The sequence below is a fragment of the Pseudomonas sp. RL_15y_Pfl2_60 genome, from assembly GCF_963970595.1.
Classification (GTDB): Bacteria; Pseudomonadota; Gammaproteobacteria; order Pseudomonadales; family Pseudomonadaceae; genus Aquipseudomonas.
Map to the genome: position 1 here is coordinate 761,622 of NZ_CAXAOE010000001.1, position 11,830 is coordinate 773,451.

Genomic DNA, 11,830 nt, shown 5'->3' on the forward strand with positions numbered 1-11,830 from the left:
CGCCCTTTATTGTGCTTAATGCTTTAATCTAAGCCAGTTTTTTTGCCAGCCCAGTCGGAGAGCCCCAACACATGCCAATCCAAGAGATTCGTCACCCGCTGATTCGCCACAAAATCGGCCTGATGCGTCGCGCTGATATCAGCACCAAGAACTTCCGTGAACTGGCTCAAGAAGTTGGCGCCCTGCTGACTTACGAAGCAACCAAGGATCTGCCGCTGGAAACCTACGAGATTGCCGGGTGGTGCGGTCCGGTTCAAGTGGAAAAGATCTCTGGCAAGAAAATCACGGTCGTACCTATTTTGCGCGCAGGGATTGGCATGCTCGAAGGTGTACTGAGTTTGATCCCGGGCGCCAAGGTCAGCGCCGTTGGTGTTGCGCGCAATGAAGAAACCCTGCAGGCACACACTTACCTGGAAAAACTGGTCCCGGAAATTGATGAGCGCCTGGCAATGATCATCGACCCGATGCTGGCGACCGGTGGCTCGATGGTCGCAACCATTGATCTATTGAAAAAAGCGGGCTGCAAGGAAATCCGCGCCATGGTACTGGTGGCGGCGCCCGAAGGGATCAAGGTGGTTAATGATGCCCACCCGGACGTTTCGATTTTCACTGCATCCATTGATGAGCGCCTCAACGAGCATGGCTATATCATCCCAGGGCTGGGTGATGCGGGCGATAAAATTTTCGGCACCAAGCAAAAGGACGCCTAAGCATGCAAGACCACATGCAAGACGCCACCTGGCGTCAGGCGCTGGCCGGCTCACAAATGTTATTCGTGGCATTCGGCGCACTGGTGCTGATGCCACTGATTACCGGCATGGACCCCAATGTCGCATTGTTTACTGCAGGTCTTGGCACACTGATTTTCCAGCTTGTGACGAAAAATCAGGTTCCAGTATTCCTCGCCTCATCCTTCGCCTTTATTGCCCCAATTTTGGCGGCTAAAGCCGACTTTGGCCTGCCCGCCACCCTGGGTGGCCTGGTTGCTGCTGGCGTGGTTTATATGCTGCTGGCTGGCGCCGTCAAAATTAACGGCACCGGATTTATCGACCGTTTACTGCCGCCGGTGGTGATAGGGCCGGTAATCATGTCGATCGGCCTGGGCTTGGCCCCTGTCGCCGCCAACATGGCCATGGGTAAGGCCGGTGATGGCAGTGCGCAACTGGTGCCTTACGACATTGCGCTGATGATCTCGCTACCGGCGTTGATCACCACGTTGATCGTGGCAGTCGTCGGTAAAGGCATATTCAAACTGATCCCTATTTTGCTTGGCGTAGCGGTCGGTTACAGCTTGGCCTGGGCATTTGGCGTGGTTGAGTTTGCGCCGATTGCAGCCGCCCCTTGGCTGGCTGTTCCCAACTTTGTGGCGCCTGAGTTGAACTGGAACGCAATACTGTTCATGTTACCGGTGGCCATTGCCCCAGCCATCGAGCACATCGGCGACGTGCTGGCAATCGGCACCGTCACCGGCAAGAACTACCTGAAAAAACCCGGCTTACACCGCACGCTGCTCGGCGACGGCTTGGCAACCTCTGCCGCTGGCCTGCTCGGCGGCCCGCCTAACACCACCTACTCGGAAGTCACTGGTGCGGTCATGCTCACCAAAAACTTCAACCCAAAGATAATGATCTGGGCAGCACTGATTGCCATGACCCTGGCGTTTATTGGCAAATTCGGCGCGGTACTGCAAAGCATTCCGGTGCCCGTCATGGGCGGAATTCTATGCCTGCTGTTCGGGTCTATCGCAGTGGTTGGGCTAAACACCCTGATCCGCCATCAGGTTGACCTCTCCGAAGCGCGCAACCTGGTTGTGGTCGCTGTCACCTTGGTGTTTGGCATTGGCGGTATGGTCATTGGTGCTGGCGATGTCAGCCTCAAGGGCATTTCGCTCTGCGGCATAGTCGCGATCTTGCTTAATCTTGTACTGCCGGGTGGCGCAGGCTGGCGTAACAAGCGCCTCAGCGAAGAGGCATAAATGCAACTTGCCCCTGCCGATCAACGGGCATTGATCGGCAGGGCACTGTTTCAGCGCTGGCTGTTCAAGCGGCGCACTTCGCGCTGGACCATGCTTGCATATTCAGGGGGCGTGAGTTGTGCAACCTGTTCACGCATCCACTCGTCCCACTTGCCCTTGCGCTTGCTCTTCTCGCCAAACAGACGCGCAGCATCAACCTTCGAGCGCTGCAGGTTTTGTTGCCATAACTCGAACAAACGCGCTTTCTCAGCCTCTCCAGCATTACGCTCTTCAGCGGATTTGTTCGCCAGATTAAAACTCATTGAGCACTCCTGTCGCAGAAAAAGGGGCGGATTCTACGCCCTTTTCACCTCACATACAGGTTTATTCAGCCAACAAAACCCAGGATCAATACCTTACTGATTTAGTCTTGCAGCTCACCTAAACGCCGCTCAATCATCAGCCGGTCAGGGCTTGAGCCAGCCATTTCCAGGGCTTTGCCATAGGCGTTTCGCGCAGCGACTCGATCACCCAGTCGCCGCAGGCAATCGGCCTTGGCCATCTGCGCCAGGTGGTAGCGCTCAAGTTCACCGCGTTCGAGCAAGCTCTCGATCAGGGCAAGTCCTGCCCCCGGCCCATCACACATCGATACCGCCACCGCCCGGTTAAGCTCAACCACCGGCGAAGGCTGCAAGCGCAACAACACATCATAAAGCCCCACAATCTGCGGCCAGTCGGTTTCTGCCGCCGTCGCAGCCTCGGCATGTACCGCCGCAATCGCAGCTTGCAGGTTGTAGCCGTCGTAACCGCCTTGTTGCAACGCTTGCAGGACCAACGCCTGGCCTTCAGAGATATAGGCTGGCGACCATAGGCTGCGGTCCTGCTCTTCAAGCAACACCGCCTGCCCGTCTGCGGAAATCCGTGCCGGGCGGCGCGACTCGTGCAATAACATCAACGCCAACAAGCCTTTCACCGGCGGTTCTGGCAAAAGTTCGAGCAGCAGCCGTCCCAGCCGAATGGCTTCTGTCGAAAGTTGGCTACGCGTGACTGACTCGCCCGAACTGGCAAAGTAGCCTTCGTTAAACACCAGATAGATCACCCGCAGTACCGCAGCCAGGCGCTGCGGCAATTCACTGTGCCCAGGGACTTCATAGGGAATACGAGCATCACGAATTTTCGCTTTGGCGCGCACGATTCGCTGGGCGATATTGCTGGCTGTAGTGAGATATGCCCTGGCGATGTCCTCGGTTGTCAGGTCGCAGACTTCACGCAAGGTCAGCGCAACCTGGGCGTCATCTGCCAACGCTGGGTGGCAGCAGGTAAAGATCAGGCGCAGGCGATCGTCTTCGACACTGTCAAAATCATCCACGCCTGGCCCATCGCCAGCCACTTGGTCATGGGTATCCAACGACTCAAAACGGGCATTGCGACGCAGCCCGTCAATGGCCTTGAAGCGCCCGGCAGACACCAGCCAGGCGCGTGGGTTAGCAGGCACGCCTTGGGTTTGCCATTGCTCCAGCGCCGCACGAAACGCCTCGTGCAAGGCTTCTTCGGCCAGATCGAAATCTCCCAGCAGACGAATCAACGTCGCCAGGACACGCCGCGACTCAGCGCGATAAAGCGCTTCCAGTTGCATGTTCAAGGTTTGAGGCCTGTGCAATTGCACCTCTCTCGGCCAACGCCCTAGCTTTTAAGCCGATATCCGCTCTTAAATATCCAAGCCACTGCGCCTATGCACAGCGCTAAAAAGCCCAGGATCATGGCCAGGCTGACGCCGACACTGACGTCGGAAACCCCGTAAAAGCTCCAACGAAATGCGCTGATCAAGTAAACCACTGGATTGAACAACGTAACCGTCTGCCAGACCGGCGGCAGCATGCTGATCGAGTAAAAGCTGCCGCCGAGGAAAGTCAGCGGCGTGACGATCAGCGCGGGGACGATTTGCAGTTTTTCCCAGCCATCGGCCCACACACCGATGATGAAGCCGAACAGGCTGAAGGTCACGGCGGTCAGAATCAGGAATGCCACCATCCAGAACGGATGAAGAATTTCGAAATCGACGAACAAGCGCGCGGTCAGCAGGATAATCAAACCCAGAATGATGGATTTGGTCGCAGCGGCGCCCACATAGCCGATCAGGATTTCAAGGTAGGAAACCGGCGCCGAAAGAATCTCGTAGATAGTGCCCGAATACTTGGGCATATAAATGCCGAACGAGGCGTTTGAAATACTTTCGGTAAGCAGCGCCAGCATGATCAGGCCCGGGATGATAAAGGCACCGTAACTGACGCCATGCACCTGGGTCATGCTCGAGCCAATCGCCGAACCAAACACCACAAAATACAGCGAAGTCGTAATGACCGGCGTGGCGATGCTTTGCAGCAAGGTGCGCCAGGTACGCGCCAGCTCAAACAGGTAAATGGCGCGAATCGCGTAGAAGTTCATGCGCGGCTCCTCACCAGGTTTACGAAAATATCCTCAAGCGAACTCTGGCTCGATTGCAGGTCTTTGAAGTCGATGCCTTGCTGCGCCAAATCCTTGAGCAATTCGGCGATACCGGTGTGCTCACGCTGGGCATCAAAGGTGAACACCAGCGCGTGGCCAGCGTCTGCTAACTCCAGCGGGTAATTATTGGCCAGTGCTTCAGGAATACTGCTCAGCGGCTGCTGCAGATGCAGGGTCAGCTGTTTCTTACCGAGCTTGTGCATCAATGCGGCCTTGTCTTCGACCAAAATGATCTCGCCCTTGCTGATAACGCCAATGCGATCAGCCATTTCCTCGGCTTCTTCAATGTAATGAGTGGTCAGGATGATGGTTACGCCGCGCTCGCGCAGGCCGCGCACCATATTCCACATGTCACGGCGCAGCTCGACGTCGACCCCCGCCGTTGGTTCATCGAGAAACAGAATCTGTGGCTCATGGGACAAGGCCTTGGCGATCATCACGCGGCGCTTCATGCCGCCGGACAATTCAAAGATGCGTGCGTCTTTTTTATCCCAGAGCGATAAATCACGCAGCAGTTGCTCGATATACGCCGGGTTGGCCGGTTTACCAAACAGGCCACGGGTAAACTTGACGGTGGCCAGCACGCTTTCAAAGCCTTCGTTGAACAGCTCCTGAGGCACCAGGCCAATCTTGGCTCGCGCCGCGCGGTAGTCCGAAATAATGTCGTGACCTTCAACCAGGACTTTGCCGGTGCCCGGATTGACGATACCGCAGATGATGCTGATCAAGGTCGTCTTGCCAGCGCCATTGGGCCCGAGCAGAGCAAAAATCTCGCCTTTTTGAATGTCCAGATTGATGGTGTTCAGCGCCGTATGGCCCGAGGCATAAACCTTGCTCAACTGCTGTATCGAGATAACCGGTTGCACAGAACCACCTTGAATGAGGGGCAATTAGAGGCGCGTTTAAATGTCACAGTCTACCTAACTGGATGATCGACCTCAAAATAGCCAGCGACTTTATTAGCAGTCGACGCTAAAGGCTGGAAACCGCACTATTTCGAGCAACCCGCAGGCCCGCCCCGCCGTGCTTTGCAGTAGATTGCTGGGCACCTGCAGGCCTAAAGCAGATACTCGCAGACTTGGTGGTAATCACCGAGATGGTTATGCTGAACGACTGTCGACAGTCCTGGACCGTCGCTTTGCGCTTGCCAAGCACGTCATTTTTGCACAGGCTGTGTCGCTATCACACGATCAGAGGATATCTTCATGCAACTAAAACATCTCGCTGGCCTGGCCCTAATTGCATTGCTAAGCGCCTGTAGCTCAATGGATAGCGGCAGCTCCGATAGCGACTCAAATAGCGCTGCGGCAACTGCATCTGATCGCTTCAAGGACAAGTGCAACGCCGATGTTGTACAAGACATGCTCGGTAAACGCGTAACCCCGGAACTGCGCAAGCAGATCAAAGAAAAAGCCGGCGCCAAAAGCGTTCGTGTACTCGGTCCAACCGACCCAATGACCATGGATTACAAGTCATCTCGCCTGAACATCGACACCGACGAAGCGGATGTAATTGACCGCATTACCTGCGGCTGAAAGCGCTCACTCCAGACTATCTAGGCGCTGACGCATGCAGATTGACGACGAGTTTACGCTGAAGAAACTTGAGACATTTCTGGCATTCATGCGCAGCGGCAACCTCAGCCGTGCAGCCGCCGAGCTTGAGACCAGCAACGTCAGCGTACATCGCGCGATTCACTCGCTTGAGAGTGCGCTGCGTTGCCCGCTGTTCAAGCATGAAGGCCGCAACCTTATCCCGCTGGAAAGTGCCTACTTGCTCGAAGATCGCGCCCAGAAACTGATCCAGGATGTGCTCGATACCATTCGCCTGACCCGAGAAGCAGCGGGTTTCTCGGCTGAGCGATTCAAGCTCGGCTCGCTGTATTCACTGACGGTCAAAACCGTCCCGCAATTGATCATGGGCCTGAAGCTGCGGCGCAGCGAACTCAATATCGACTTGATCCTGGGCTCCAATGTCGACCTGATGTTCAAGCTCAAGAACCTCGAAGTCGATGCGATCCTGGTGGCGCTGAACGAACATATTAATGATCAGGACTGCGAACAATTGCCGTTGTTCTCTGATGATATTTTTCTTGCGGTGCCTACAGACTCGCCCTTTGCCGAGCAAACAGATGTGGATCTGGCGGCGTTGAGGGAGTCGACCTTCATAACCCTGACCCACGGCTTCGCCACCCACCAGGACGGTGCGCAGGTGTTTCGCCATGCGGGGTTTGAGCCAAAGGTCGCGATGCAGGTGAACGATATCTTCACCCTGCTGAGCATGGTCAGCTCGGGCGTTGGCTACGCCCTGCTTCCGGGTCGGATTGCGGCGGTGTACGAAAACCGCGTCAAGCTGATTTCCCTGCAGGCCAAATACCGCATGCAGCAACACATTGGCGTGGTGTTCCTCAAGGCCAAGGAGCGCGACCCCAATCTGTTGGCCTTACTGGCCGAGTGCCGGATGTACAGTATCAACAACCCAGCCTGAGCAATACGGTTGCTCAGGCTGGGTAAAGCACAGCTTCAGCTTCGATCGGTTTCAGCCCATCAGGCCACGCATGATCAGGAACAGCAGCGACGGGCCAAGCAGGCAGCCCAGGGCCGTGTAGAAGGCTGCAGTCAGGCAACCGTAGGGCACCAGCTTCGGATCAGTCGCAGCCAAGCCTCCTGCTACGCCGCTCGATGTCCCGATCAAACCACCAAAGATCACAGCGCTACGTGGGTTGTTCAGACCAATGTAAGGTGCGACAAAAGGGGTTGCGATCATCACCAGGATCGCCTTGACCAGACCTGCACCAATGGACAGCGCCATAACCTCGGAACTGGCCCCAATCGCTGCGCCCGTCACTGGCCCGACGATATAGGTCACAGCGCCGGTACCAATGGTGGTCAGGCTCACTGAGTCGGTATAGCCGAACGCCATGGCGACGCCTACACCGGCAATAAATGAAGAACCAATGCCGACGAACAACGCCAATACTCCCACCATCCCGGCACGCTTCAACTCTTCAACATTGACCCCATACCCCGTTGCAACAATGGCAAAGTCGCGCAGCATAGCGCCGCCCAAAATGCCGATCCCGGATAACAGCGGAATATCGACCAGACCTTTGCTGCCACCGGTGTATGCACCGCCGATATAAGCGAAGAGCAAGCCAAAGAGAATAGCGATGGCCGAGCCATGTAAACGTCCATGGGTCAACTTGTCGGAGAGCCAATAAGACAGCCACATGGTGATGCCGATAATGGCAAAGCCTGCTACCAGGCTATAGGCGCTGAATACTTTTAGAATACTGTCGTACATGGCTATCACCGTGGCAGTTTAGGCAAAGGGTTTGCTTCAGTATCATCCTGTTGCTCTGGCTTTTTTTGGCCCATCCGGTCCAGCACCGAAACCAGGATAAACGCCAGAACCACAGCCGCCACACCCGCAAGAATCGCCATTGGCCCGCCACTAAGCGCACCATAAACGTTTTGCTGGGCAGCCATTGCCACCACGATTGGAATATAGACAGCGCTCCAGAACTCGATGCCCTGTTCTGACTTGAGGTTCAGATAACCGCGCTTTTGTAGATAGCCACCAAGAAAGATCAGCATCATCATGGCGATACCGACACCGCCGACATTGGCAGGGACGCCAATCAATTTCCCCAGTAGCTCACCGACGGTGATGCCGACCAGGGTGCAGAACGCAAGAAACGCTACACCGTAAATAATCATTATTTTTATCCTCATGAATCCGTGCGAAGTTGTTGTTTTTGTCTTCGTAACGATCAAGCGGTACTACTGAGTTCAAAAGTCGCGACTCGCCTCCTGACGCAACATGGCGTCCAATGTATCGAGACGAGCCCCTTGAAATGCAATGGCCTGCCCCGGCTCGAATAGACGCCGTGCCAAGCCTGTAAGTACGTTTCCAGGAGGCAATTCGAGGTGCAACCTAACGCCGCGCTCATAAGCCGTGCGCAGCGTGCTGTGCCAGTCGACAACGCGGCACATGTTGTTTGCCAGGTCATCACCCAGTTGTTCGGGCTTGCTCAGCAAGCGTGCGTTACTACTACTCAAATACCGGGCCGAGGGCGGCTCAAGCTTAATCCCGGCGAATGCGTTGCACAGTTCACGCGCTGGAGCCTCAAGCAATGGGCAGTGCGAAGGTACACTGACTGCGAGCGGCCTTGCACACCCGGCACCGGCTTTTCTCGCCAGCGCGGCAACTTGTTGCATGGCGCTGTGACTACCAGCGATGACCTGCTGCGCCTGGGCGTTGATATTGGCCAGGTACACCGGCTGCTCAGGGCTGTTTACCTGCGCCAGTAAATCTTCAACAGTGCCAAGTTCCAGGCCCAGAATTGCGGTCATGCCAAACCCTTGCGGATAGGCCTGCTGCATCAGCTCGCCGCGCAAGCTGACCAGGCGCAAGGCATCGGCAAAACTCACAACGCCTGCGATCACCGCAGCAGCGTAGGCGCCAATCGACAAGCCCGAGACAAAGTCAGGACGATGGCCTCGTCGCATTAGAATACGTGCCCCGACGACCCCGCTGATCAGCAAGCACAGCTGTACCGCACGGGTGCTGGCGAGCGCCTCGACGCTGTCCAGCGCCAAGGCATCCTGACCCAAGACCGCACTGGCTTGCTCCAGGCACTCGCGGCCCTCGGACGAGTCCGACAAGGCATGCAACATACCCGGCTGCTGCGCACCTTGGCCGGGAAAAACCCACAGGCTGCTCATGCGACGGCACACTCCACAGCCCAAGGGTCATCGACTAACAAGGGTTGGGTCTGGGTTTTAAGCAACACCTGGGAGCTGCTTGTCGCCCACTCACGTAGCGCAACGGCGCCAGCCGGACATTGCAATTGCACATCGACCGCCGCTGGCGCTTGGGCAATCAATTCCAGCCAAGACGTTGCTTGTGCACGCGATATAGGCCGAGGCGTTCGCACCAGTAAATCAAGATCGCTGGCGGGATGCGTCACCTCGATCCCACTGGCCAACTGGAAACCAAGGCTGCCGGTTATACCCCAGCGCACACCGATCTGGTTAAGCGGCACCGCCAGTTGTGCGAGCGCCTTGAACAACGGCCAGTCGCGATGTGCTTCAGCCAAAGCAGGCGTAATCAACTGCTCTGGCTGCACACAGCGAGTGACTGCCGAGAGCGGCATCCAGCAGGCAAAGCGCTGATCACGGGTTTTGCCGCGCACGCCCACGGCGATAGTGCCCGCAGGACTTGGTGCCCGCCTGACCACAACCGGTGGCTCGACCTGCAACGCCTCAACCGCCCAGGCAGGTGCATTCACCGGCAGATGTTCAGGGGCTAACCCCCAAAGCAGATCATGCGGTAGATAGAGCTGTTGCCTGGTTTGATCGAGGCGATTGTTCACCGGTTCGACTCCTGTTGCCCTAGCTAGAACTCACCACTGCGACCGAAGCAATTCACGTACCCGGGACGACGCCTCGCGGTTACTGGCACCGAGTCGGCTGCGCAGGTCGAGCGGGCTATTGGCGATATCGGTTAGCGCATTGCCCAGGCACTCTTGCACCTTGGCCACGTCATCGGCCTGCGGCTTGGCGGCGTCACTCACACTCAAGGTTTCCCAAAGCAAACCAAGGCTGGCGTAGTTTTCGATGTCATAAGCCATTGGCGCGATGGTCGCGGCCAACGCCTCCAACTCATCAACACTGCGCAAGGTCACCCGCGCGGCAGACTCCTTGCCCATGGCATGCACCATCACATTGGGGTCACGCAGGGCTATCAATCGATTGGCTTGATAGCCATGGGCCAGAAATGCCCCGGACATTGCTTTGCCCACCAACAGTGCAATAACGGCATGACCAGCCAGACGCGCACGGGCATAGCTGTCGACAGCACCGGCCAACGCCTGATGAATACCCAGCGCTTCCTCGCGGCGGCCGTAGGCCTGGCTCGGCACATCAACGATGGCAATCAGGGCGCGTTTATCTTCACGCTCGCGGTCCTGCTCTATCACCTGGTCAATCGCCTGGGCCAGCCCCCAACCTTCAAGCAAACCAACCTCGCCATTACGCGCACGTGGAAAGGGATTGTGGCTGTCGGCGACCACGGCCAGATAACGCACCGACTGGCCACCAAGGGTGCTGTCAGCAACGAGCAAGGAGTCCGGCAAGCCGGCAACGGTAGCCGCGTCGGCAGCCAACAACTGAAACCAATGACGGCCACGCTGTTCTGTAGCTGTACTCATGACTGCTCTCCTTGATAAAGACTGCGGACCTGGGCTGCATCGACCTGCTGCGTGGTATCAAGTGCGCCTAGGCGCTCAAGAAACCAAGCATGTCGGCGACTGCGCTCAAGTGCTGGCACGCCCTGCTTGAACAAGGCGCTGACCTGCTCGCGGATAACCTCAAGGTCATCGGCCACGTAGGCATCGACCAAGCCGCTGGCGTTGCGCTGCTCGCCGCCGGTCAGGCTCCAGATAAAGGGGCGATCGCGCGAGTCGTATTCATCGATACCGGCTTCCTGCTCAATCACCTGCGGACCGTTGAGGCCAAGGCGGGCTTCCTGAGTCACCAGCAGATAACTGCAAAGACCTGCCGCAATCGACATGCCGCCGAAGCAGCCCACCGGTCCGGCAATCAAGCCAATAACCGGTTGGTATTGGCGCAGATCGACAATTGCCGACTGGATTTCAGCAATGGCCGCCAGGCCCAGATTGGCCTCTTGCAAACGCACCCCGCCGGTCTCCAGCAACAGCAAGGCGCGGGTCGCAATACCATTGCGGTTATCTTCAGCGGCAAGCTCTAGCGCGCCGGCAATTTTGGCCCCGCCGACCTCACCAAGACTGCCGCCCTGGAATGCTCCTTCGATTGCCGCGACCACCACAGGCTCACCGTCGATGGTGCCTTTGGCGACAATCACGCCATCATCGGCCTGCACCACGATGCCTTGCTTGGGCAGCCAGGGCGAAGTCACCTTGGCGAATGGGTCTATCAGTTCGCGAAAGCTACCGGCGTCGAGCAGTGCCCGCGCACGTTGGCGTGCGCCGAGCTCGACAAAACTGCGCTGTTGCAGCAAGCGCGCGATATTGTTGGCACTTACATCATTCATCAGCCAAGGCCTCCATTGCTTGTTCCAAACGCAGGCGCACGACACCTGGCGTCGCGCCAAAGTCATGGATCGAGATATTCAGCGCAGGCATCTGCTGCTCACTGAACATGCGCTGGAACAGTTGCTGCCAACGGGCATCGCTGCCGTTGACCGAGGTCACTACTTCAATTGCCAAGGTGCCGCTGGTACCAGGTTCAAGCATCACTTCAAGATCGCCCGAGCCGACGCAACCGACCAGCGCGCGGCCTTGGGCTGGCTGCCCGGCACTGAATTGAAAAGACAGGGTTTGCATAA

General features: G+C 57.1%; 15 protein-coding genes. 4 read left to right on the forward strand and 11 right to left on the reverse strand.

All coding sequences use genetic code 11. The features are described 5' to 3' along the window. The first annotated feature begins 71 nt into the window (after positions 1–71). Together upp and AACY26_RS03590 are read left to right on the forward strand one after the other, a co-directional pair. The gene (gene upp / locus AACY26_RS03585) at positions 72–710 is read left to right on the forward strand and encodes a uracil phosphoribosyltransferase (RefSeq protein ID WP_339511048.1); all 639 of its coding nucleotides are present in this window, start codon (positions 72–74) and stop codon (positions 708–710) included. A 2-nt stretch (positions 711–712) separates the two neighbouring features. Further along, the gene (locus AACY26_RS03590; RefSeq protein ID WP_339511050.1) at positions 713–1,975 is read left to right on the forward strand and encodes a uracil-xanthine permease family protein; all 1,263 of its coding nucleotides are present in this window, start codon (positions 713–715) and stop codon (positions 1,973–1,975) included. Positions 1,976–2,025: 50 nt separating this feature from the next. Here the strand turns inward: AACY26_RS03590 and AACY26_RS03595 are convergent, their stop codons facing one another. From AACY26_RS03595 to AACY26_RS03610, 4 genes are all read right to left on the reverse strand, one after another. Continuing rightward, positions 2,026–2,277 (reverse strand): hypothetical protein, encoded by a 252-nt coding sequence (locus AACY26_RS03595; RefSeq protein ID WP_339511052.1) that lies wholly within the window; start codon positions 2,275–2,277, stop codon positions 2,026–2,028. A gap of 101 nt (positions 2,278–2,378) precedes the next feature. Further along, the gene (locus tag AACY26_RS03600; protein WP_339511706.1) at positions 2,379–3,590 is read right to left on the reverse strand and encodes an RNA polymerase sigma factor; all 1,212 of its coding nucleotides are present in this window, start codon (positions 3,588–3,590) and stop codon (positions 2,379–2,381) included. A 47-nt stretch (positions 3,591–3,637) separates the two neighbouring features. After that, a complete protein-coding gene (locus tag AACY26_RS03605) occupies positions 3,638–4,399 on the reverse strand; it encodes an ABC transporter permease (RefSeq protein WP_339511054.1) in 762 nt (253 codons plus the stop codon). Then, positions 4,396–5,325 carry an ABC transporter ATP-binding protein gene (locus AACY26_RS03610; protein WP_339511056.1) on the reverse strand — a complete coding sequence of 310 codons (930 nt, stop codon included), beginning with the start codon at positions 5,323–5,325 and terminating at the stop codon, positions 4,396–4,398. The genes AACY26_RS03605 and AACY26_RS03610 overlap by 4 nt, the downstream gene beginning before the upstream one ends. A gap of 339 nt (positions 5,326–5,664) precedes the next feature. Here AACY26_RS03610 and AACY26_RS03615 point away from each other — a divergent pair, with 339 nt between their 5' ends. Together AACY26_RS03615 and AACY26_RS03620 are read left to right on the forward strand one after the other, a co-directional pair. Next, positions 5,665–5,994: an I78 family peptidase inhibitor gene (locus AACY26_RS03615; RefSeq protein WP_339511058.1), complete on the forward strand. Its 330-nt coding sequence runs from the start codon at positions 5,665–5,667 to the stop codon at positions 5,992–5,994. 34 nt (positions 5,995–6,028) lie between these two features. Next, the gene (locus AACY26_RS03620) at positions 6,029–6,946 is read left to right on the forward strand and encodes a LysR family transcriptional regulator (RefSeq protein WP_089359492.1); all 918 of its coding nucleotides are present in this window, start codon (positions 6,029–6,031) and stop codon (positions 6,944–6,946) included. Positions 6,947–6,997: 51 nt separating this feature from the next. Here AACY26_RS03620 and madM read toward each other — a convergent pair whose 3' ends face one another. The 7 genes from madM to AACY26_RS03655 all read right to left on the reverse strand — a co-directional run bounded on the left by madM (position 6,998) and on the right by AACY26_RS03655 (position 11,828). Continuing rightward, positions 6,998–7,762 carry a malonate transporter subunit MadM gene (gene madM, locus AACY26_RS03625; protein WP_339511065.1) on the reverse strand — a complete coding sequence of 255 codons (765 nt, stop codon included), beginning with the start codon at positions 7,760–7,762 and terminating at the stop codon, positions 6,998–7,000. A gap of 5 nt (positions 7,763–7,767) precedes the next feature. Continuing rightward, positions 7,768–8,178, reverse strand: coding sequence for a malonate transporter subunit MadL (madL, locus tag AACY26_RS03630; RefSeq protein WP_339511067.1), 411 nt, complete (start codon positions 8,176–8,178; stop codon positions 7,768–7,770). A 72-nt stretch (positions 8,179–8,250) separates the two neighbouring features. Next, positions 8,251–9,186, reverse strand: coding sequence for a malonate decarboxylase subunit epsilon (gene mdcH, locus AACY26_RS03635; RefSeq protein WP_339511069.1), 936 nt, complete (start codon positions 9,184–9,186; stop codon positions 8,251–8,253). Next, positions 9,183–9,836 carry a malonate decarboxylase holo-ACP synthase gene (locus AACY26_RS03640; protein ID WP_339511071.1) on the reverse strand — a complete coding sequence of 218 codons (654 nt, stop codon included), beginning with the start codon at positions 9,834–9,836 and terminating at the stop codon, positions 9,183–9,185. Before AACY26_RS03640 ends, mdcH begins: the two co-directional genes overlap by 4 nt. A 30-nt stretch (positions 9,837–9,866) precedes the next feature. Continuing rightward, positions 9,867–10,673: a biotin-independent malonate decarboxylase subunit gamma gene (mdcE, locus tag AACY26_RS03645; protein ID WP_339511073.1), complete on the reverse strand. Its 807-nt coding sequence runs from the start codon at positions 10,671–10,673 to the stop codon at positions 9,867–9,869. Next, positions 10,670–11,536 carry a biotin-independent malonate decarboxylase subunit beta gene (locus AACY26_RS03650; RefSeq protein WP_339511075.1) on the reverse strand — a complete coding sequence of 289 codons (867 nt, stop codon included), beginning with the start codon at positions 11,534–11,536 and terminating at the stop codon, positions 10,670–10,672. Before AACY26_RS03650 ends, mdcE begins: the two co-directional genes overlap by 4 nt. Next, a complete protein-coding gene (locus AACY26_RS03655; protein ID WP_339511077.1) occupies positions 11,529–11,828 on the reverse strand; it encodes a malonate decarboxylase subunit delta in 300 nt (99 codons plus the stop codon). Before AACY26_RS03655 ends, AACY26_RS03650 begins: the two co-directional genes overlap by 8 nt. Positions 11,829–11,830 lie beyond the last annotated feature (2 nt).